Origin of the sequence: Pseudomonas maumuensis (assembly GCF_019139675.1) — a bacterium.
Classification (GTDB): domain Bacteria; phylum Pseudomonadota; class Gammaproteobacteria; order Pseudomonadales; family Pseudomonadaceae; genus Aquipseudomonas; species Aquipseudomonas maumuensis.
Genome location: NZ_CP077077.1, coordinates 2,828,202 through 2,849,436 on the forward strand (window position 1 = coordinate 2,828,202; position 21,235 = coordinate 2,849,436).

At 66.8% G+C, this 21,235-nt stretch carries 14 protein-coding genes; 7 read left to right on the forward strand and 7 right to left on the reverse strand.

Annotated elements, in window-relative coordinates:
- Nucleotides 1–15: 15 nt before the first annotated feature.
- From KSS90_RS12765 to KSS90_RS12790, 6 genes are all read left to right on the forward strand, one after another.
- On the forward strand, nucleotides 16–2,466 hold the full coding sequence (locus KSS90_RS12765; protein ID WP_217869687.1) for a TonB-dependent receptor plug domain-containing protein: 2,451 nt from the start codon (nucleotides 16–18) through the stop codon (nucleotides 2,464–2,466).
- A complete protein-coding gene (locus KSS90_RS12770) occupies nucleotides 2,466–3,416 on the forward strand; it encodes an aliphatic sulfonate ABC transporter substrate-binding protein (protein ID WP_225933163.1) in 951 nt (316 codons plus the stop codon). The genes KSS90_RS12765 and KSS90_RS12770 overlap by 1 nt, the downstream gene beginning before the upstream one ends.
- A gap of 234 nt (nucleotides 3,417–3,650) precedes the next feature.
- The gene (locus KSS90_RS12775) at nucleotides 3,651–4,427 is read left to right on the forward strand and encodes a 2OG-Fe(II) oxygenase (protein ID WP_046857791.1); all 777 of its coding nucleotides are present in this window, start codon (nucleotides 3,651–3,653) and stop codon (nucleotides 4,425–4,427) included.
- A 5-nt stretch (nucleotides 4,428–4,432) separates the two neighbouring features.
- Nucleotides 4,433–5,182 carry a tRNA-dependent cyclodipeptide synthase gene (locus tag KSS90_RS12780; protein WP_046855617.1) on the forward strand — a complete coding sequence of 250 codons (750 nt, stop codon included), beginning with the start codon at nucleotides 4,433–4,435 and terminating at the stop codon, nucleotides 5,180–5,182.
- A gap of 71 nt (nucleotides 5,183–5,253) precedes the next feature.
- On the forward strand, nucleotides 5,254–6,798 hold the full coding sequence (locus KSS90_RS12785; protein ID WP_225933164.1) for an MFS transporter: 1,545 nt from the start codon (nucleotides 5,254–5,256) through the stop codon (nucleotides 6,796–6,798).
- A complete protein-coding gene (locus KSS90_RS12790; RefSeq protein ID WP_217869688.1) occupies nucleotides 6,785–8,125 on the forward strand; it encodes an LLM class flavin-dependent oxidoreductase in 1,341 nt (446 codons plus the stop codon). Before KSS90_RS12785 ends, KSS90_RS12790 begins: the two co-directional genes overlap by 14 nt.
- Nucleotides 8,126–8,493: 368 nt before the next feature.
- On the opposite strand, the gene KSS90_RS12795 is transcribed toward KSS90_RS12790, so the two are convergent.
- The 7 genes from KSS90_RS12795 to KSS90_RS12825 all read right to left on the reverse strand — a co-directional run bounded on the left by KSS90_RS12795 (nucleotide 8,494) and on the right by KSS90_RS12825 (nucleotide 16,796).
- Nucleotides 8,494–9,408, reverse strand: a complete 915-nt coding sequence (locus KSS90_RS12795) for a fatty acid desaturase family protein (protein WP_225933185.1) — start codon at nucleotides 9,406–9,408, stop codon at nucleotides 8,494–8,496.
- Between the two features lie 88 nt (nucleotides 9,409–9,496).
- Complete coding sequence (locus tag KSS90_RS12800; protein ID WP_217869689.1) at nucleotides 9,497–10,564, reverse strand: GNAT family N-acetyltransferase; 1,068 nt, start codon at nucleotides 10,562–10,564, stop codon at nucleotides 9,497–9,499.
- Between the two features lie 421 nt (nucleotides 10,565–10,985).
- Nucleotides 10,986–12,281, reverse strand: a complete 1,296-nt coding sequence (locus KSS90_RS12805; protein ID WP_217869690.1) for a histidine decarboxylase — start codon at nucleotides 12,279–12,281, stop codon at nucleotides 10,986–10,988.
- An 81-nt stretch (nucleotides 12,282–12,362) separates the two neighbouring features.
- Nucleotides 12,363–13,145 (reverse strand): 2,3-dihydro-2,3-dihydroxybenzoate dehydrogenase, encoded by a 783-nt coding sequence (gene dhbA, locus KSS90_RS12810; protein ID WP_367616216.1) that lies wholly within the window; start codon nucleotides 13,143–13,145, stop codon nucleotides 12,363–12,365.
- Nucleotides 13,112–13,978, reverse strand: a complete 867-nt coding sequence (locus KSS90_RS12815; protein WP_217869691.1) for an isochorismatase — start codon at nucleotides 13,976–13,978, stop codon at nucleotides 13,112–13,114. Before KSS90_RS12815 ends, dhbA begins: the two co-directional genes overlap by 34 nt.
- Before the next feature lie 17 nt (nucleotides 13,979–13,995).
- Nucleotides 13,996–15,597 carry a (2,3-dihydroxybenzoyl)adenylate synthase gene (locus tag KSS90_RS12820; protein WP_217869692.1) on the reverse strand — a complete coding sequence of 534 codons (1,602 nt, stop codon included), beginning with the start codon at nucleotides 15,595–15,597 and terminating at the stop codon, nucleotides 13,996–13,998.
- A gap of 26 nt (nucleotides 15,598–15,623) precedes the next feature.
- Nucleotides 15,624–16,796, reverse strand: a complete 1,173-nt coding sequence (locus tag KSS90_RS12825; protein WP_217869693.1) for an isochorismate synthase — start codon at nucleotides 16,794–16,796, stop codon at nucleotides 15,624–15,626.
- Between the two features lie 128 nt (nucleotides 16,797–16,924).
- Between KSS90_RS12825 and KSS90_RS12830 the strand changes: the two genes are divergently transcribed.
- Nucleotides 16,925–21,217 carry an amino acid adenylation domain-containing protein gene (locus KSS90_RS12830; protein ID WP_225933165.1) on the forward strand — a complete coding sequence of 1,431 codons (4,293 nt, stop codon included), beginning with the start codon at nucleotides 16,925–16,927 and terminating at the stop codon, nucleotides 21,215–21,217.
- The last annotated feature ends 18 nt before the right edge of the window (nucleotides 21,218–21,235 follow it).

Sequence of the window (21,235 nt, forward strand, 5' to 3'; positions counted from 1 at the left end):
AAGGAATATCCGCAGATGCCCAAGACCTTCAAGCTTTCCCCCGTGGCCACCGCCCTGGCCCTGAGCCTGGCCGGCGAGGCCATCGCCGCCGAAGACCCGGCGCTGTCCACCGTGGTGGTGACCGGCGTGCGCGGCAGCCAGCAGCGCACCGTGACCGACAGCCCGGTGCCGGTGGACGTGATCTCCGGCGAACAACTGCGCATCAGCGGCCAGAACGGCCTCAAGGACATGCTCACGCGCCTGCTGCCCTCGTTCAACGCGCCGACCATCAACGGCGGCGGCACCGCCTTCCTGGTACGCGGCATCAGCATGCGCGGCCTGGGCGGCGACCAGGTGCTGATCCTGGTCAACGGCAAGCGTCGGCACAACACGGCGATGATCAACAACAACGCGCGGGTCGGCACGGCCGCGGTGCCGGTGGACCTGGACCTGATTCCCACCGCGGCGATCGAGCGCATCGAGGTGCTGCGCGACGGCGCGGCGGCGCAGTACGGCTCCGACGCCATCGCCGGGGTGATCAACATCATCCTCAAGCAGGACGCCGAGGGCATTACCTCCGACAGTTCCGTCGGCCAGTACTATGCCGGGGACGGCACCAGCGGCCATGAGGCGGCCAACGCCGGCTTCGGCCTGGGCGACGGTGGTTTTCTCAACCTGTCGTTCGACGCCAAGGTACAGGAACCCTACGACCGCGCCGGCGCCGTGCGCGGCAATTTCACCACCCTGGCCAACGGCCAGCCCGACCCGCGCCTGAGCGAACGCCACGGCTGGGGCGAGGAATACGGCCTGGGCCGCGACCGCACCTACAGCGGCGCCTACAACCTGGAACTGCCCCTGGGCGAGGAACTGAAGCTGTACTCGTTCTCCACCCTCAGCTACCGCGACGGCAAGAAGGTCCTCGGCCACCGCGCGCCCACCGACATCACCGCCACCAACTGGCTGGCCAACCCGCCTTATCCGAAGGGCGGCCAGGCCACCCGCGAAGTGGAGGAGACCGACTACCAGTTGCTCGCCGGTCTCAAGGGCCTGGCCGCCGAGTGGGATTGGGACCTGTCGACCACCTATGGCCGCGACAAGGCCAAGCTGTACACCGACAACAACCTCAACCTGTCCAACGACCCGTTGCTAAGCCAGCGCCGCTTTCACCTGACCGACGAGATCTTCGACCAGTGGACCACCAACCTGGACTTCAGCCGGGCCCTGGACATTGGCTGGAGCAGCCCGCTGGAAACCTCGTTCGGCGTCGAGTACCGCTGGGAGAAGTACCAACTCACCGAGGGCGAACCCAATTCCTACAACTATGGCGACTACGTCATCCCCAGCGGCCCGCTGGCCGGACGGCGTCCGGACCCCGGCCTGTTCTCGGTCAACGGCACCACGCCGGAGGACGCCGGGCAGATGATTCGCCATAGCGGTGCGGCCTACGTCGACTTTGGCCTCAACCTCACCCCGCAGTGGTACAGCGCCTTCGCCCTGCGCTACGAGCGCTACAACCAGGAGGTCGGCGAGACCGTAAGCGGCAAGTTCACCACCCGCTACGAGTTCGCCCCGGGTTACGCGGTGCGCGCGGCGGTGAGCAATGGTTTCCGTGCGCCTTCGCTGGCGCAGAACGTGTTCTCTTCGACCAGCTCGGTGACGATCTTTGGCGCCGGCGGCAGCACCAGTACCGCACGCACCAAGCAGATGCGCCCCGGCTCGCCAGAGGCCATCGCCCTCGGTGCGCAGACCCTGGAACCGGAGAAGTCGCGCAACTACAGCCTGGGCTTCACCGCCGAGCCCACCGAGCGCCTGCGCCTGACTGCCGACTTCTACCTGATCGACATCGACGACCGCATCCTGCAGACCGGCGTGCTCACGGGGCCTGCGGTGTCGCAAATCCTGGTGGCCAACGGCCTGTCGCCTGACTTGTCCGGGCAGTACTTCGCCAATGCCGCGGACACCCGCACCAAGGGCGTCGACCTGGTGGCCGAGTACCGCCAGCCGCTCGCCGAGTACGGCACCGTGCGCTGGAGCCTGGCCTACAACCGCAACAAGACCAGCATCCGTGACCTGGCCGATACCCCGGCGAGCCTGTCGAGCCTCGGCGCAGGGTACGTGCTGTTCGACCGCCAACAGCAGATCGACCTGACCAAGGCCACGCCCAAGGACAAGTGGATCCTCAACAGCAACTACAAGGTCGACGACTGGACGGTGAACCTGACCTTGACCCGCTACGGCGAGTACACCGAAGGCTCGAACATCCCGGCCAACGACCGCACCTACGGCGCCAAGTGGATCACCGACATCGACGTGGCCTACGACCTCACCCAGAACATCACGGTGGCGCTGGGGGCCAACAACCTGTTCGACAAGTACCCGGACAAGATCGGCATCGTGCCCTGGGCCGGGACCTACGAGTACGGGATGTTCTCGCCCTATGGGCTGGGTGGGGGCTACTACTACGGCCGTGTGAGCCTGGCGTTCTGATGAGTCATTTATTCAGTGGGCGTTACATGCTGACGGGGTTGCTGTGCCTGATGCTGGGGATCGCTCACGCGGACGAAACCCTGCGCGTCTCCAGCCAGAAGAACTCGCTGCAGGTGCTGCTGCAGGCCGCCGGCGAGCTCGACGATGTGCCGTACCCCCTGGAGTTCGCCGCCTTCGGCGCCGCCGCACCCACCGCCGAAGCCCTGGCGGCCGGGGCGGTGGATATCGGCACCCTGGGCACCGCGCCGTTCGTGTTCGCCACCGCGGCCGGCGCCGGGCTCAAGACCGTCGGGGTGGTGCGCCTGCAGGTGACGCCCACGGCGGTGGCGATCGTCGTGCCCGAAGCGTCGCCGCTGAGCGACGCGGCGTCGCTGGTGGGCCGGCGCATCACCACCACCCGTGGCTCCATCGGCCATTACCTGGCGCTGGCAGCGTTGCGCGCCACTGGCCACAGCGGCCGCGACGCCACGTTCGTGTTTCTCCAACCAGGCGAGTCACGCAGCCTGCTGGCCAACGGCGGCGCCGACGCCTGGGCCACCTGGGACCCGTACACCAGCATGGTCCAGCTCGAAGGCGGCACGCGGGTGCTGGTCAGTGGCGAAGGCTTGTTCGCCGGCAACATGCTGCTGGTGGCCAACCCTGCGGCGATCCGCGACAAGCCGGCGCAACTGCGGGATTTCCTGCGCCGGGTTGGCCGCGCCTGGGACTGGGCCAGCGCCCATGCCGAGCAGTTTTCGGCGATCCAGGCCCGCCAGAGCGGGCTGCCGCTGGAGGTGCACCTACGCTCGAACCGCTTTTCACAGCCACGCAGGGCCCTGGTGGACGACGCGCTGGTCAGGGACTTGGCCGACACCGCCCGGCTGTACCAAGACGAGGGGGTGATCGGCCCGGGCTTCGTTGCCGAACAACAGGTGGACGAGCAGTTCAATGAAGTATCGGAAGTTCAGTGAAAGTTATCCGCTGTGGGAAACTTAAGTTGTAATTTTTATAATGTTCATGCGCATTACTGATAATGCCATAAGTTGCTATGTAATATTTTGAAAAAAGTTTTGGGGCTAGAGAAAAACGATATTTCACAAGTGCTTGCCGCTTGTTGAAGATGGCCTGGCGACCATCGGAAGTCGCCGGTTAGCCGCCACTCACAGGTGCAGTCAAACCGTTCAGGAATAGGCGAGGGAGTGTTCATGCTGACGATTACCACGGTCGAGGAATTGACCGCCGCACAGTTAGACGATGTGATTCACGCCCGCACACTGGGCATCCTGATCAAAGGCTTCGCACCCGCCGATACCGTGGCCCTGGCCCTGGAGCGCCTGAGTCATCACGAACTGCGTGGTGCCTTCAGCGAGCAGACCGAGTTCGTGCGCCTGGGCAAGGCCTACATCGAGATCAGGGACGAGGCCAGCCGCGCCGAGTACCACGGCCAGGCCATCGCCAACATTCGCAAGATCCGCAGCGCCTTCGGCCCGCTGGCATCGCCCATCGACCATTTGCGCCTGCTGCTCGACGAGGTCTGGCCCAAAGGGGCGCGGCTGCTGGATGTGAACGGGCGCAAGTGCTTCGTCGGCATCGCCCGCTTCCAGGGCAACAACGTCGACCTCACGCCGCATACCGATGACCTGGCCCGCAATGCCCCGGCCGACCACCAGCCGCGGCTGCTCACCCAGCTGTCGACCAACATCTACCTGCAGATCCCCGAGGACGGCGGCGAGCTGGAAATCTGGAACCTGCACCCCGACGAGGCCGAGTACGAACGCCTGCGCGGCCAGCGCGCCTACGGTATCGAGCGCCACCTGCTGCCGCCGCCGGACTTGGTGGTCAAGCCCGAGGCGGGCGACCTGATCTTTCTCAACCCGCGGTTGATCCACGCGGTGCGCCCCTCGGCCACCAGCACCCGGGTCACCCTCGGCGTATTCATCGGTTATTTCGGCGACGACCAGCCTTTGGCCTACTGGAGCTAAGCAACATGAGCAATGTGGAAGCGATCAACCTCAAAGCCTATTTCAACAAGGGCGGCGAAGAGCTGGACTTCACCGGCAAGCGCTGCGTGCTGGCAGTCAGCGTGGGCCAGGAATACCACGAGGAGCAGAAACTCAGCTCCACCGTGCACCTGATCAACAAATCCGGCTTCAGCCAGGTGAAGGTGGTGGTGGCCGACACCTTGCAGCGCCACAACAAGCACGGCAAGTCGCCGGGCGAGGCGCTGTCGGCGTCGATTCGCGATGGTGACGCGTGGCTGGCACGCAACCGCAAGTACCTGGCCGGATTGGAGGCGCCGGTAAGCATCAGCCGCTGGAACCAGGAGCTGGCCTCGGACCGTTACGCCGAGCTGCGCCAGCAGGTGAACCAGCTTTATCGTGAAAGCGAGGACCTGCGCGGCGCCATCGAAGCGACCATCGGCGTGTTCATCGAGCGTCTGCGCTTGCGTGACCCCGAGGCGGACCTGGAGCGCGCCGCCGCCCAGTGCCGCGAGTACATCCTCGAGGAAGTGCCGATCATCCTGCCGCAGTGGGCCGAGCAGGGGTTCGACTACGTGATCTACCCGCAGCAGATGACCGACGCCATGGCGACCGCCCGGCGCCTGCTGGTCGAGCCTCACGCGCCAGATCGCGTGCACTGGCTGCCATTGAAGTTCAAGAAACGCGGCATCCCGATTCCCTTCACCCTGCCAGGGGTGGTGCATCCGGCCTGGGCTGCCAGCGCCATTGCCATCTGACCTTATAGCCACGCAGGCCCCACGCCACACGGACGATGGCCTTCACCCTGAAATCCGGAACAGGAGTTTCCATGGGCGTTTTTGCGCAACAGCAACGCAAATGGTGGGCTTTGCTCGGTGTGAGCATCGCCAGTTTTCTCGGCTGCGTCGACTTCACTATCGTCAACACCGCTCTGCCGGCGTTGCAGGCCGACCTCGGCGCCTCGGTGGGCAGCCTGCAATGGGTGATCAACGGCTTCATCCTGGCGTTGTCCAGCAGCATGGTGCTGGTGGGCAGGCTGGCCGACCTGAAAGGCCGCCGGCGGGTACTCAACCTCGGGCTCACGGTCTTCGGACTGGCCTCGCTGGCGGCAGGGCTGGCCAGCACCATCGATACGCTGGTGGCCGCGCGGATCGCCCAGGGCCTGGCCTGCGCGGTGCTGTACACCGCGTCGGGGGCGATCGTCGCGGCTACCTTCGCCAGCGAGGAGCAGGGCAAGGCGTTCGGCGTGCTGTTCGGTGTCAATGGTATCGGCCTGGCTGCGGGGCCGGTGTTGGGCGGGCTGATTACCAGCGCCTTCGGCTGGCAGTGGATTTTCCTGGTCAACGTGCCGTTCGTGCTACTCAGCCTGGCGATCATCGCCGTGGCGGCGGACGAGTCGCGGGCCGGTGAGGAGGGCGCGCGGCTCGACTGGCTGGGTGCGGCGTTACTGCTGCTGGGTTTGCCGAGCCTGGTGCTGGCCATCGTCCAGGGCGCCGACTGGGGCTGGACCTCGGCCAATACCCTGGGCCTGCTGGGGGTGGCGCTGCTTGCCCTGCTGGCCTTCGTCGCGGTCGAATTGCGGGTCGTCGCGCCGATCATCGACCTGCGCCTGTTCGCCAACCGCCGCTTTGTCGCGGCGGTCACCGCCAGTTTCGGCCTGGCGGTGTTCTATTGCGTGGCATTTTTCGTGATGCCGTTGTACCTGGCGCTGATCCGTGGTGAGAGCGTGCAGGCCAGCGGTCTGCTGTTGTTGCCGACCACCCTCGGCGTGGCGTTGCTGTCGCCATGGGTGGGGCGCCTGGTGGACCGCAAGGGCCCGGCATTGCTGGTGCAGGCGGGGCTGTTGCTGTTCGTGCTGTCCGCCGTGCTGCAGGCGGCATTCGGCGAGCAGACTTCGTTGCTGCACCTGCTCGGCGCCTTCGCGGTGATGGGGCTGGGCTGGGCATGCATCCTCGGGCCTTCGACGGTGCTGGGGATCTCCTCGGTGCCGCAGCAGGTGAGTTCGGTGGCCATGGGCTCGCTGATGACCCTGCACAATGTCGGCGGTGGGCTTGGCCTGGCGGTCGGTGTGGGGCTGTACCGGGCGGTGGCGGCCGATACCTTGTCCGGCGCCACAGGCGTACCTGCGCAGACCGCTTGGCTGGCCAGGGCGGCGGCGGCGCCGGAACAGGGCGCGGCCCTGCTGGGCGAGCACCTGGGGCAGGGCAGCGATGTCCTGCAGGGCTGGGTGCATGCCGCGTTTCTCGACGGCTACCAAGCGTTGATGGTGTTCCTCGCCGTCAGCCTGTTGCTGGTCTGGGGCGCGGTGACCCTGCTGCTGCGCACGACAAAAGCTCCTGCGCCTGTCCAGGAGCCCAGCCATGGCAAGGCGTGACGGCCGCCTGCGACTGGGGGCTTTTCTCTCCGGCGCCGGCGCCCACGCCGGCAGTTGGCGACACCCGCAGGCCGACGCCGATGCCTCGATCAACTTCGAGCGCTATCGACATTACGCCCAGACCCTCGAGCGCGGCTGTTTCGACGCGCTGTTCCTCAATGACAACGTCGCCGTCGGCGAGCTGGATCCACGGGTGCTGCGCAGCAGTGCCTACAGCCTGCGCTGGGACCCGCTGACCCTGCTGCCGGCACTGGCAGTGGTGACCCGCCACCTTGGCTTGATCGCCACAGCCAACACCAGCTTCAACGAACCGTACAACATCGCCCGCACCTTCGCGTCCCTCGATCACCTGTCCGCTGGTCGTGCCGGCTGGAACCTGGTCACCGGATTGATCGGTGGCGAGAACTTCAACCACGCGGCGCACGTGTCCCATGCCGATCGCTATGCCCGTGCCGGGGAATTCTTCGACGTGGTCACCGGGCTCTGGGACAGCTGGGCGGACGATGCCTTCCCGCTGGACAAGGCCTCCGGCACCTGGCTGGAGACCGCGCGGATGCGGGTGCTCGACCACCAGGGCGAGCATTTTCGCGTGCGTGGCCCGTTGAATGCGCCACGGCCATTGCAGGGCTGGCCGGTGATCGCCCAGGCCGGCTCCTCTGAAGCCGGAAGAGCGTTGGCGGCGCGCAGCGCCGAACTGGTGTTCACCGCCCAGCAGACCTTGACCGAAGGCCGGGCATTCTATGCGGACATCCACCAGCGCCTGGCCCTGGCCGGTCGGCCGCCGCAATCATTGCTGGTGTTGCCGGGCCTGGCGCCCGTGGTGGGGCGCACGGCAAGCGAAGCGCAGGAGAAGCACGAGCAACTGCAGGCGCTGGTAGACCCGGAGGCGGCGCTCAAGGCCCTGTCGTTCCTGCTGGATATCGGCATCGACCTGGAGCGGCTGCCTGCGGATGCCCCGGTTGTGTTGCCGGACCCGCTGCCACTGACCGAACGGCACAAGAGCCGCCAACAGCTGGTGGTGGACCTGATCCGCCGCGAACGGCCCACCGCCAGGCAATTGCTGGCCCGTCTCGGTGCCGGCGGACACCGGCTGCTGGTGGGCACACCCGGGCAGATCGTCGAGGAGATGGCCTGCTGGTTCGAGGAAGGGGCGGCGGATGGCTTCAACCTGCTGTTTACCCATCTGCCGGGCGGGCTGGATGATTTTGTCGGGCAGGTGGTGCCGGAGTTGCAGCGGGTGGGGTTGTTCCGGCGCGAGTATGAGGGGCGTACGTTGCGGGAGAACCTGGGGTTGCGGTATGTGCCGAACCGGCATTTTCTCACGTAAACACAGGGGCACTTTTTTCATCGCGTGTTGACGGGCAAGCGTCAGACGATGGCCATTTAGCGTTCTCAACATCGAGCGCCGCCCGCGCGGCGCATCGCTGGCAAGCCAGCTCCCACATCTGTTTCGGGCAAGTCTGTCCTGTGATGCATGACTTGAGACAAGTGGGACGCCAGTGGTGCCCACGCTGAGACCGCGTCGTACCCACAAGGCGTACAGCCGCGGCGGTGCAGGCATAACTGGCCCGAAACAGATGTGGGAGCCGGCTTGCCGGCGATGCGCCGCGCGGGCGGCGCTCGATCTCACAGGCACTGCAACTACAACGTCGAGCACCTTGAAAGCAATGTCTCCCACAGGGAGTAGCGATCACTTCAACCCCGCTGATCGAAGAAATGCCCCATCAGCTGCAACAACGGCCGGCGCCGGTTCTTCACCGCGAACTCCCATTCATGCGTCTGCGACGGCGCATGGCCGAGCTCATGCTCGCCCAGCAGCTTTTGCACCTTGGCCAGGCGGTACCAAGGCACCGAGGGGAAGGCATGGTGGACGATGTGCAGGTTGAAGTTGAGGATCACGAAGCGCGACCACAGCGGCAGGCTCTTGCAGTCGTGGGACACACCGTCCTGCTCCCAGAATTGCAGGCGATCGGCATCGCGGGCGAGCAGCGGGGCCTCGGCGTGGTGCGGCAGGTTGAGCAGCTCGACCATGAAGAACAGGAACACCCAGGTGATCAGGTAGAACAGCACCAGGTCCAGCAGGTGCCCGAGGCTCCAGGCCAGCACGGCCGCCGCCAGGTAGCCGGCCAGGTACAGGCGGGCGAAGCGGATCTCCTTGAGGATCCGTGGCGAACTGTCGCCCTTGGCCTTGGCGATGAATGGCGCGCGCCAGTTGAGCAGGAAGTGGTTGGCGGCGATCATCGGGATCCAGTGCTTCCAGACGAACTCCAGGGTGCGCTCCTGCTTCTTGGTCATCACCGAGAAACGCTCGATCATGCCGCGGTTCTCCGGGTCGTTCAGCGGGTGCGCGGTCCAGGTGTGATGAGCCATGTGGAAGCGCCGGCGGACCAGGAACGGCAAGGCGATCAGCCAGCCGTTGCAGTGGCCGATAAAGTCGTTGAACCGGCGGTTGGCCGAGGCGGCGCCGTGGGTCGCCTCGTGCATGATCAGGTAAAGCTGCACGGTGGCCAGACCGGCCAGCGCCAGGCCCAGCAACTGTAGGGCGGTGGAGTCGGCGAGCCAGAGATTCCAGGCCACCGCCAGCAGCAGCAGGTCGGCGACCCACAACATCACGGTCCAGGGTTCCCGGGCGCCGTCGGGGATCTGTTTTCTTACACTAAGCCATTGGTCCTTGGTCACTTGCTGAAACTCCGATCGGTTAGCTGGCGGCCCGGGAAGCCGGGGCCGCGGGAAGGCTGCAGAGGTTGTTGGCCAGGTGCGCGTAGGCCAGGTCGAAGCGGGCGATGTCGTCATCGAAACCGTGGCTGCGCGGCGCCACGCCGAAGTCCTGGAACACCAGCTGGATGCAGTCGTAGCGGCTGCCGTTCTCCAGGTGCCAGGCCGGCAGGTAGGCGGTGATCGCAAAGCCCAGGCGGCGCAGGCTGGCCAGCAGCTCCAGCTTGTCGGCCAGGATCACCAGGCCGACGTACTCGGCGTTGGAATACTGACGCAGCAGCGCGCCCAGCTCGGTCAGCACGGCATGGGTCGAGGCATAGCGGCCGCATTGGCCCGACAGCATCAGCGCGGCGGCCTGCGGGTCGTGGCTGTAGCTGAGCTGGCCATGGCGTTCGGCGCCGGTCGGGCCGCTGAGGTAGGTGTCCGGGTAGCTGCCGGGGGCAACGGCAAGCTGCAGGGCGGGGTAGAGCAGCCTGCGGATATAGTCGGCGGCGCCGGTGGTCACGTACCAGGGGGCGACGTGCGCGAAGCCGGCCTGGGGTACGGGGTGGATGGCGGTCAGGTGATACTCGCGCAGGCCATCGACCTTGTCCGGGCCGCCGTCATGGCCCACCAGCACGGCGGGGCGGATCTTCTTCATGACACCGTGGCTGGCGATGTTGCGGGTAATGTAGAAGCCCAGTTCCATGGGCGCTGGCCGGTGCGTCTCGAAACCGAGGCGGACCAGGCTGGAGATGGCGCCGCTCCTGCGTGCGTCAGGGTGAATCACACCGTGGCACACCTCCCACGACTGGTTCCACGGGCGGCGGGCGATGCAGCAGCAACCGGCCAGGTTGCCCTCGGCCTCGGCGACGAACCACTGCTGTTGCCCGCTGCTCATCGAGTGGCGGATGTAGGACGCGCTCTGGCAGGGGTGGGTGGTCTGCCCATAGACCTGCTGGAACAGCGCGGCGAGGGCTTCGATATCTGTGGGGCTGGCTGGGCGATAGCGCAGTGTTTCGGTTTCCGGCAACGGCGCAACGGCCGGTTGCGGCGAACGGGTCGCAGTCATGACGCACCTTTTGTCTTTATTGAAGGCGAACGAAGGCAGTGACCGCCCAGGGCAGGTCACGGGCACGTGGCGGGTCTGGGGTCAGTGACGGGGATGTCGTCGCAGATCGGCGCGGCTGGGTGATTCGTGTAGAGGGTGAGGCGAGGGGGCGTCATCCGTGAGCATGGCCATCATACGACTCCTGTACATGGCGGGTTCTTGTCCAAGGCCAGCGGAAGTCCTTGCCGCTGCCAGGAAACGGACTATAGAGCCACGCCGGGGGCCGTCAAACGGGCATCGGCAGGAGTCTGCAACGTGTTGCGCGGGCAAGGTGCCGAGGCGGCTGACAGGCCCGCCCCCTGTTCTTCGGCATGCCAGGCCCCGCAACAACACGCTGTAGGAATAGGCTTACATGTAAATGGCTGTAAAGACGACCCGGTATTCAGATATCACTGCCCTTGAGGCGGGCAACGCCGCTGTCGCGCTCGGGTCTGGCGTGGCCCGGCAGCAGTTCCGGCCGGGGTTGTCCGACCGTGCTGTAGACCCGGTTCCGACTGCCCAGGCCATCCACCAGGGGCGCCTGCAGCGGGGATAGGGTGACAGGTTTGCCGGGGGCCTTGAGATCGGCGATCACCTCGTCGACCAGAGCATCGATCTGCGTGCTGTCCCGGTGGTGGGCGGTGGTGATCAGGTGCGCGGTATCGCCCGAGGTGGCCAGGCAATGGCGTTTCCACACGCTGGCCGAGGGGCAGGGGAATACCACGGTGATCGAATTGGGGTTGCGCCAGGCGTCGATCCCCGCCGCCCGCAGCCGGTCCACCGCATGCTGGGCCAGGTCCAGGCAGCGTTGGATACGTTCACGCCAGTCGTCCATGGAACGGCTGCGCAGGGCGGCCCACATCATCAGTGGCGTGTGGCCGTTGCGCGAGCCGCTGATGGTCTGGTCGCGAGCGCTGATGTAGTCGATCTCCACCGAGATGCGTTCGACGTTGGCGCGCCGCGCCACGACGATGCCGCAGGGCATCGGCGAGCCGATCATCTTGTGCCCCGAGACGCAGATCGAGTCGATGCCGTCGGCGAACGAGTAGGGCTCGGGGGCGTCGACGAAGGGCAGGATCATGCCGCTCAAGGCCGCGTCGGCATGCAGGTAGTAGTCCTCCCGACGGATGCCGGCCTGGGCCAGGCGCTGCTGGATGGTGGCGATGTTGTCAGTGGCGCCGCGCAAGGTGGTGCCGATGTTGGCGAAGATGATCGGATGGCGTTCGCCGTCGGCCGCGATGCGTGCGACCAGGTCGTCGTAGTCCATCTCGCCGTTGGCCTGGGACGCCACCACCTGGGCCTTGATGCGCAGCAGGCGGACGATCTTGGCCACCGAGTAGTGGGTGTCCTGGGAGTAGTAGAGCGTGGCGTCGGGGAACAGCTCGCGGGCCAGGTAGCAGCCGAACATGTTGCCTTCGGTGCCGCCGTTGGTGACGTAGCCCCAGCTGTCCTCGAAGGGGATGTGGAACAGTTCGGCGAAGAAGCGCATCACCTCGCGCTCGAAGTCGAAGGAATTGAGCAAGTAGTTGCTGTACTCGTTCCAGTCCCCGCAGTTGTTGATGGAAAAGCGCATGAAACGGTGCAGCAGGCTGTAGTCGAAGTCGGCGGATTCGGGGTAGCCGACATTGAAGTACTGGTGGGTGAGGCAGTAGCGCCAGAATGCCTCGAGACGTGTGTGGTCGGCAGGTGAGAATGTCATGTCCAGCTCCATGGAGCGCGCCCGGCCGACCAGGGCCGGGCGCGTTGCGGGTGAAAGTCCTTGTCGGTGGCCGTGTCGGGCTCAGGCGGCCAGGGTGGCGCCGCCGTCGACCACGATGTCCTGCAGGGTCACGTGGCCGGCCTGCTCGGAGGCGAGGAACAGCACCACATGGGCGATGTCGTCGGGCGTGGCGATCTTGCCCAGGGGCACGCCGAGCTTGAACTGCTGTGGCAGGCCGTCGATCAACTGCCGTTCTGCCGCAGGATTGCCCAGCATGCCGGCCAGCATCGGCGTGCGCGTCGAGCCCGGCGAGACCACGTTGCAGCGCACGCCATAGGGTGCAAGCTCCAGGCCCACGCAGTGGCTGAGGCTGACCAGCGCGGCCTTGGAGGCGCAGTAGGCGGCCATGTTCAGGCGCGGCACATGGGCGGCGTTGGAGGCGACGTTGACGATGGCGCCGCGGCGCTGGCGGCGGAACACCGGGGTCCACTGGCGCATCAGGTAGAACGGCGCGCTGGCATTGACGTCGAGGCAACGCTGCCAGTCCTCGCAGGACACCTCGTCGCTGAGCCCAAGCCGCAGTACGCCGGCCACATTGACCAGCACATCGAGATACTGCGCCTGTTCCTTGAGCCGGTCGCAGACCCGTTGCACGTCGGCCGGGTCGGTCAGGTCGACATGCAGCAGCGGGAACGGCACGTCGGCTTCCTCGCAATCCAGGCCGATGACCTCGGCGCCTTCCTCGACAAAGCGCTGCGCCACGCAGCGGCCGATGCCGCTGGCGGCACCGGTGACCAGCACGCGCCGGCCAGTGAAGCGGGCCATGGCCATCAAGCCGCCCCCCGCGCTTGCACCAGCGACCACCAGCCATCCAGGGTCGGCGCGTTGGCCAGTTCCTCGAAGCTGACGGCGATGCCGCGCTGCTTGAGCTCGGCGGCCAGTTTCATCACCTGCAGCGAGTCGAGGCCGTAGAAGATCAGGCTTTCCTGGGGATCGAGCTCGCTGTCGTCCTCGATCATCTGGCGCACTCGACCGTGCAGCCAGTCACGGGTGGTCACGCCCGCCGGCTGGGTCAGCAGGGTGGCGGTGTCGGTGACATGGCCGCAGCGGGTGGCCACGTACTTCAGGGCCAGGCGGTGCTCCTCCTCGGAGAAATCAGCCACCGCGTCGCCCACCAGGAAGGCCTGGGTATCGTTCATGAAGGCGTCGGCGGCGGTGATCATGCAGCCGATATGGGCGTACACGCCGCCGATCAGCAGTTGGTCCCGCTGCCAGCCGCGCATGCGTTCGAGCAGGTCGGAGCGCTGGAAGGCGCTGTAGCGCCACTTGGTCAGCACGGTATCGCCCGGCTGCGGCGAAAGCGCATCGATGATCGGTTGCTGCTCGGGGCTGGCCGCGGGCAGCCCCGGGCCCCACATGGCGTTGAGCAGGGCGCGATCCTCGGGCGGCTGTTCATGGGGCTGGGCGGTGTAGACCACCGGGATGCCCTGCGCGCGAGCCCACTGGATCAGCCGCGACAGGTTATCCACCAGCGCGGTGAGCAGGGCGCCGTCCGGCTGGTAGAAGCGCAGGAAGTAGCGCTGCATGTCGTGGATCAGCAGCACGGCGCGGGCCGGGTCGGGTTGCCAGGTGGTCTTGTTGGCCGGGTAGCTGGCCGGTTGCGGCATGGGGTAGTCGTGGATGGTTGGAATGGTCATGTCGGGTCCTTGGACGATCAGGCGGTCGGGGCGACGGCGAGCAGCGCGCGCAGTTGCTTCTTGTCGATCTTGCCCACCGCGGTCAGCGGCATGGCGTCGATCAGCCGGATCCGGTCCGGGAGCTTGTATTCGGCGATGCCCAAGCCCATCAGGTGGCGGCGCAGGGCGATCGGCTTGAGCTGCGGGTTGCGCGAGACGATGAAGGCGCAGCTCTTCTCGCCTAGCAGTTCGTCGGGCAGCGCCACCAGGGCGGCGTGGGTCACATCGGGATGCATGACGATCAGGTTCTCGATTTCCTCCGAGGCGACCTTCTCGCCGCCGCGGTTGATCTGGTCCTTGATCCGCCCGACGACCCGCAGGTTGCCGTCGGCGCTGCGCTGGACGATGTCGCCGGAGTGGTAGAAGCCGTCCTGGTCGAACACCTGGGCGTTGTGCTCGGGGCTCTTGTAGTAGCCGCAGAAGGTATAGGGGCCGCGGGTGGCGAGCATGCCCGGCTCGCCGTCGGCGACCGGTTGGCCCTGCTCGTCGAGGATGCGCACCTCGTCCAGCTCGCTGATCGGCCGGCCCTGGGTGGTGAATACCTGCTCGTCGCTGTCGTCCAGGCGGGTGTAGTTGACCAGGCCTTCGGCCATGCCGAATACCTGCTGCAGCTTGCAGCCCAGCACCTCGGGCACCTGGCGCGCCAAGGCCTCGGCGAAACTGGCGCCGCCGACCTGCAGCAGGCGCAGGCTGCGCAATTTGGCGGCGTGCCCGGGGGCGGCCTGCAGCCACAGGGCCACGGCGCTGGGCACCAGGGCGGCCATGGTCACGGCGTGGCGTTCGATCAGGGCGAAGCAGTGCAACGGCTCCGGGTTGGCCGCCATGACGATGCAGCCGCCGGCGTGCAGCACGCCCAGGCCACCGGGGGAACTGAGGGTGTAGTTGTGCGCCGCCGGCAGCGCGCAGAGGAAGCGCGTGTCGCTGTCGAGGGCGCAGATCTGCGCGCTGGCCCGCACGCTGTAGGCGTAGTCGTTGTGGGTGCGCGGGATCAGTTTGGGGGTGCCGGTGCTGCCGCCGGACAGCTGGAACAACGCCACCTCGCCGGACGGACTGGGTGCGTAGTGGGTGCCGCGCACATCGGCGCTGGCGCTCCAGTCGTCGAGGGCATCGAGCATCAGCGTCAGCTTCGGGCGCAGGCCTTCCTTGGCCAGGTCGTCGAGGAACGCGTCATTGCGAAATACCTCATGCTCCGCCGAAGCGATCAGCAGGGCCGGCTGGATCTGCCGGGCGAAGGCGCCCAGCTCGTGCTGGCGGTGGCTGTACAGCGCATTGACCGGGGCGATGCCGGCCTTTAGCAGAGCGAACAGCACGATGTAGAACTCGGCGACGTTGGGCAGCTGCACCAGCGCGGTGTCGCCTTGGCCCAGGCCGTGGGCGGCCAGGCGCGATGCCAGGTTGGAGGCACGGCGATCCAGTTCGCCGTAGCTGATGCGGCGCTCGCCGCAGAGGATCGCCGGGGCCTGCGGCTGCACGGCGGCGCGGGCGATCAGCAACTGGCTGAGCGGCTGGTCGTTCCAGTAGCCGGCGGCGCGATAGCGCTGCGCCCGGTCCGCGGGCCAGGGGGTGAATTCGATGGTCATGGGCATCTCGGAAAGCGGGTTTGAGGTCAATGGTCCAGGCCACAGGCACGCAGCATGGTGCCGAGCTTGGTCTGTACTTCGTTCCATTCGCTGTCGGGGCTGGAGGCCTCGACGATGCCGGCGCCGGCGAATAGGCGCACGCGCTGGCCGTTGAAGGTGCCGCAGCGGATGGTCACCACCCACTCGCCGTTGCCCTGGGCGTCGCACCAACCGACCATGCCGGTGAACAGGTCACGCTCGAAGGGCTCGACGAAGCGGATCAACTGCCGGGCGCGCTCGGTGGGGTAACCGCAGACGGCGGGGGTCGGGTGCAGGCGGCAGGCCAGTTGCAGGGCGTCGATATCGGCCGAGGCCAGTTCGCCCTCGATGCGCGTGGACAGGTGCCACAACGCGGCGGTGCTGATCAGCGAGGGCCGTTCGGGGACCTGCAGGCGGCTGCACAGCTCGCCGACGCGCTGGGCGATGTCCTCGGTGACCAGGCGGTGCTCGTAGTGGTCCTTCTCCGACGCCGCCAGCCATTGCGCATTGGCGCGGTCGGCTTCGGGGTCGGCCATGCGCCGCACGGAGCCGGCCAGCGGGTTGCTGACGAAGGCGCTGCCTTGTTTATGCACCAGCAGCTCCGGACTCACCCCCAGCAGGGTGGAACCGTCGGCTAGGGGTACGCGGAAGTGGTAGCCCTCGCGGTTCAGTGCCTTGAGGTTGGCTTGCACCTGGGCTGTGTCCACGGGCGCGGCAAAGTGCAGTTCGCGCTGCACCGAGAGCACGGCCTTGCGCACATCGCTGTGCTGGAAGTTGACGATGGCGTGGCGCACGGCGCGCTTGAAACCGTGTTCGTCGGGGATGTTGGCCTGGCTGAGCAGAGCAGGCAGCGAGCCGGGCTGTACAGGAGCCGCGGCGCGCGCCTGCCAGGTATAGGCCTCGGGCACGTAAAGGCTGGAAGCCTGGGTGGTGTCGAAGGGGATCGCGCCGACCACGATGGGATTTTCCTGCCCGGCCTGGCGGGCGCGTTCGAAGGCCTGGTCGATGCTGCGGCGCAGTGCGCCACTGGCCAAATGGCTGCCGTGGGCCGCGGTGTCGATGCGTTCGCGCAGGCCGCTGACGCTCAGCTCGCGCTCGCCGGATGTGAATGAAAAGCTCGAATCCTCTTGGTTGAGCGGCATGGTGTCCCTGTCTTGCAAACGCAGGGTGCCTGTCTTCATGGGTTGCCTCCTTGGCGATGGGTGAGAAAGAAAACCTTGAAATATAATCATTCTCGTTAGTAAATATGAGGACGCGAAACACATGGATTTGTCAACTACGCGGGTAAGCGATGAGAGAGTTAACTTCGATGCAGGCCGCCTGTTGGATCGGGCGGGATGCACATGCGGCATTGGGTGGCGTCAGCGCGCACCTGTACGCCGAGTTCGATGGCCGGGCCATCGATGTGGCGCGCCTTGCCGGCGCACTTGAAGAACTGTACCGGGCGCATCCGATGCTCAGCCTGCACATCGACGGGCAGGGGTTGCAGACCATCGACGAAGCACAGCGCGCCCATCTGGAGTTGGAGGATTTCAGCGATCTGGATGGGCCAGCCGTGGAGCGGCGCCTGCTGGAGAAACGCCAGCAGTGGAGCCACCAGCGCCTGGACCTGAGCCTGGGTCAGGCAGCACGCTTTGGCCTCAGCCTGCTGCCGGGCAATGCCTGCCGCTTGCATGTGGACACCGACATGATCGCGGTGGACCCGTCGAGCTTGCGGGTGCTGATGGAAGACCTGGCCCGCCTGTACGACTCGCCTGAAAGCGTTCTGCCAACCACGCCAAACTACTTCGACTGGCTGGACCGGGTGCGTGCCGATGCCGACCTGCGTGCCGCCCGCAGCCGCGACCGCGCCTGGTGGCGAACACGCCTGGCGCAGATCGCCCCGGCGCCCACGCTGCCCTTGCTCCCTCCAGGGCCTGCACGCAGCGAGCGCTTTGCCGCTCGCCTTGAACCTGCGCAGTATCGTGCCTTGCAGCACGCGGCGCGGGCACAACGGATCACCTCTTCGGCGTTGATGCTCGGGCTGTTCGCCACCGCCCTGGGCGAACATACCGGCGATCGCCGCTTGCGCCTGAACGTCCCGGTGTTCTGGCGCGAACCGTTGCTGGAGCCTGTGCAACGCATCGTTGGCGAGTTCGCCAACCTGGTGCTGGTGGACGTCGACTTCACCGGTGTCGCCAGCCTTGCCGCGCTGTGCCGGGACCTGCATCGGCAACTGGTGGAGCGTCTGGCGCACAGCGCCTATCCGGGCGTGGACCTGATGCGCGACCTGTCGCGCCATCACGGTACGCCGCAACTGGCACCGGTGGTGTTCACCGCAGGGCTGGACCTGCCTGGCGGCGAGCTGTTCTCCGAGCGGGTGAGCCGGGTGTTCGGGCCGATGGACTGGGTGATCTCCCAGGGCCCGCAGGTGGCCCTGGACGCACAGGTGGCGCGGGCCGACGGTGGCCTGCTGATCAATTGGGACGTGCGCCTGGACGCATTGCCCGCTGACTGGGTCCAGGCACTGTTCGAGCGCTTCATCGCCCTGGCTGTGGCGGTGGCTGCCGACACGGGCGCGCTGCACCAGCCATTGGCGATTGCGGCGAGCCGGGAGCGACCCTTGAACGCCCTGCAACAGGCCTACCTGCTGGGGCGTGGCGAGCATTTGCCGCTGGGCGGCGTGGCCATGCAGGAGTTCCGCGAGTATCGCGGGCGCATGGACCTGGCGCTGCTGCGCAGCCGCCTCACGGACATGGTGCGCCGCCACGACAGCCTGCGTACTTGCATCGATGCCCAGGCATTGACCCAGTCGATAAGCGACCAGGTGCAGGTCAACCTGGAGGTGATCGACCTGCACGGGTTGACGGCCGAGCAGGCTCAGGCGCAGCTCGAGGTCCGGCGCCAGGACTATGCCCATGCGCTGTTCGACCTGGTCGGGCCGCCCTGGAATGTCACCGCCTTCCAGTTGCCACAAGGCGAGTTGGTGGTGTTCGTGCGCTTCGATGCACTGATTCTGGATGGACGCTCCATCGCGACCTTGATGGTCGAACTGTTCGACGGCCACTGCCAGCCGCTGACGGCCAGCGAGCCCACGGCGGCTGGCATCGACCAGAGCGAGGTGCGCAAGGCCGATGCCGAGTATTGGAAGGCAAAGCTGGCCGAGGTCGACGGCGCACCAAGGCTGCCGTGGCGCCAAGCCTTGGACAAGGTCGGCGTGGCCCGATACGCCCGCCAGCGCCAGGTAATCCCCGCCCAGGTATTCAAGGTATTGAGCCGCGCCGGTGCGCGTGAGGGGCTGTTCAAGAACTCGACGATCATGGCCGTGGTGCTGGAAGTGCTCGGCCACTGGCTCGACGAAGGCAGCCTGTGCGTGGCGGTGCCGGTGGCGCCGCCGCAGGACGGCGCATTCGCCAACCGCTCCAGCTTCATCGCCGTCGATTGGCAGCGCGGCCTGCCCAGCCTGACCGAGCGCGCCAAGCGCCTGCAGGCCGATGTGCTGGAAGGCTTGCAGCATCTGGCGTTCTCCGGCGTGGACCTGGCCCGCCTGCTGTACGACAGCAACGGCCCGGGCCCGGCGCTACCGGTGGTGCTGACCAACGGCCTGTCCTGGCCGGTGGGCGCGGTCGATGGCCCGATGTCCCTGAGGGCGGGCCTGACCCAGACGCCGCAGGTGGCCATGGACATCCGTTTCTGCAACACCGCCGAGGGCGGGTTGGCGTTCGAGATCGACTATGCCCGCGAAGCGGTCGATGGCCGCTGGGTCGGACAGTTGCTCGCGGCCTTGAACCAGGCGGTGGAGCAATTGGCCGGGCAGGCTGCATTCGAAGTCCACGCACGGCAGTTCATCGACCTTGGCCACTACCGCCTGAACAGCAGCGAGGCGCAGGCCGAACCGGTCGATTTCCTTGGGCGCATCGCCCACAACCTGTTCGGCCCGGACAATGGACGCATCGCCTTGCTGCATGGCGAGCGGCGCAACAGCTATGCCGAGCTGGGGGAGGGTGTGAAGCGCATTGCCGGGGCATTCCAGGCCCGCGGGCTGCGCCCCGGCCAGGTGGTCGCCATTTGCCTGCCACGCGGTCCTGAGCACACCATGACGACCCTGGCCTGCGCCCTGAGCGGGCTGGTCTGGGTACCGATCGACGCGGCGGCGCCCGAGGAGCGCCTGCGCTATCTGCTGGACAACTGCCAGCCGGCGCTGGTGGTCGACGCCGTCGCGCCACTGCTGGCCAGCCCTCCGGCAGCCCTGGAGCTGACGGGGCTGGCGGCCTTGTCGGCGAGCACCGCGCCGGCCTACTACCTGTACACCTCCGGCACCACCGGCAAGCCCAAGTGCGTGGTGCTGAACAACCGCGCCACCGCCAATGTCATCGGCAGCACCTTGGCGCAGTGGCAGGTCAGCCGCGATGATGTGTTCATCTCGGTGACCCCGCTGCACCACGACATGTCGCTGTTCGACGTGTTCGGCAGCCTGTGCGCCGGGGCGGCGCTGGTGCTGCCCGAGCCCGGCGAGGAAAAGGATGCGCTGCGCTGGAACCAGTTGGTCAGGCAGCACGGCGTGAGCCTCTGGTGCTCGGTGCCGGCCATCCTCGAAATGCTCCTGGCCTGCCGTCAGGGTGATGGTCTGCGCAGCCTGCGCCTGCTGGCCCAGGGCGGCGACTACATCAAGCCAGCGGTGATCGCCGAACTACGCGAGCAACTGCCCGAGGCGCGGCTGGTGTCCCTGGGTGGCCCGACCGAGACCACCATCTGGAGCATCTGGCACGAAATCGGTGAACAGGACCGCGCCAGGGTGCCCTATGGCCGGCCACTACCGGGCAACCGCTACTGGCTGCTGGACGAGCACGGCGCGCATTGCCCGCAGGGCGTCGCCGGGCGTATCCACACCAGTGGGGTGGGCTTGGCCTTGGGCTATCTGGAGGACGGCGAACTGGTGCAGAACGACTTCGTCGATGTGCTCGACGAGCACGGCGCGCCAGTGCGTGCCTTCCGTACCGGTGACCGTGGGCGCTACCGCGAGGACGGCGTGCTGCTGTTCGACAGCCGGGTCAATGGTTATGTGAAGGTGCGCGGCGTGCGGGTGTCGCTGCCGGACATCGAGATCGAGCTGATCCGCCATGCGGCGGTGCAGCAGGTGCTGGTGGTGGACTATGGCGACACGCAACAGGGCGAGGCCTGCATCGGCGCGCTGTATGTAAGGCGCCATGCTGCGCCGCCCGGCGCCGTGGCGTTGCGTGAACATGCCCGGGCCCTGCTGCCGCAGTCCCATGTACCCACGCGGTTCGTCGAGGTCGACGCCTTGCCGTTGACCGCCAACGGCAAGCCGGACCGCAGGCTCGCCCGCGCCTTGCTTGAAGGTGACACCGAGCAGGCGCCAATACCGGCGGCTGTGCCCAGCGACCCGCAGCGTCATGCCCAGGTGCTGGCGATCTACCAGCAGGTGCTCGGCGCCACGCAGCCGGCAAGGGATTTCCTCGCCATGGGCCTGCGGCCGCAGCACCTCAAACCGCTGGCGGCGCGCCTGGGCGAAGCCTTCACGGTGCGCCTGTCGCCCGCGCAGTTGCTGCCGTGCCGCACGGTGGAAGAGGTCGAGCGCCTGCTCGTCACTGCCCCCGTGTGAAACCGCCGGCCTGAATCA

Bases quoted from the DNA above. Each gene is read 5' to 3' on its own strand.
- KSS90_RS12820 (WP_217869692.1), bottom strand. From the start codon at position 15,597: ATGACCATCGAATTCACCCCCTGGCCCGCGGACCGGGCGCAGCGCTAT.
- KSS90_RS12765 (WP_217869687.1), top strand. From the start codon at position 16: ATGCCCAAGACCTTCAAGCTTTCCCCCGTGGCCACCGCCCTGGCCCTG.
- KSS90_RS12795 (WP_225933185.1), bottom strand. From the start codon at position 9,408: ATGTTGTGGGTCGCCGACCTGCTGCTGCTGGCGGTGGCCTGGAATCTC.
- KSS90_RS12800 (WP_217869689.1), bottom strand. From the start codon at position 10,564: ATGACTGCGACCCGTTCGCCGCAACCGGCCGTTGCGCCGTTGCCGGAA.
- KSS90_RS12785 (WP_225933164.1), top strand. From the start codon at position 5,254: ATGGGCGTTTTTGCGCAACAGCAACGCAAATGGTGGGCTTTGCTCGGT.
- KSS90_RS12775 (WP_046857791.1), top strand. From the start codon at position 3,651: ATGCTGACGATTACCACGGTCGAGGAATTGACCGCCGCACAGTTAGAC.
- KSS90_RS12780 (WP_046855617.1), top strand. From the start codon at position 4,433: ATGAGCAATGTGGAAGCGATCAACCTCAAAGCCTATTTCAACAAGGGC.
- KSS90_RS12825 (WP_217869693.1), bottom strand. From the start codon at position 16,796: ATGAAGACAGGCACCCTGCGTTTGCAAGACAGGGACACCATGCCGCTC.
- KSS90_RS12790 (WP_217869688.1), top strand. From the start codon at position 6,785: ATGGCAAGGCGTGACGGCCGCCTGCGACTGGGGGCTTTTCTCTCCGGC.
- KSS90_RS12815 (WP_217869691.1), bottom strand. From the start codon at position 13,978: ATGACCATTCCAACCATCCACGACTACCCCATGCCGCAACCGGCCAGC.
- KSS90_RS12770 (WP_225933163.1), top strand. From the start codon at position 2,466: ATGAGTCATTTATTCAGTGGGCGTTACATGCTGACGGGGTTGCTGTGC.
- KSS90_RS12805 (WP_217869690.1), bottom strand. From the start codon at position 12,281: ATGACATTCTCACCTGCCGACCACACACGTCTCGAGGCATTCTGGCGC.
- KSS90_RS12830 (WP_225933165.1), top strand. From the start codon at position 16,925: ATGCAGGCCGCCTGTTGGATCGGGCGGGATGCACATGCGGCATTGGGT.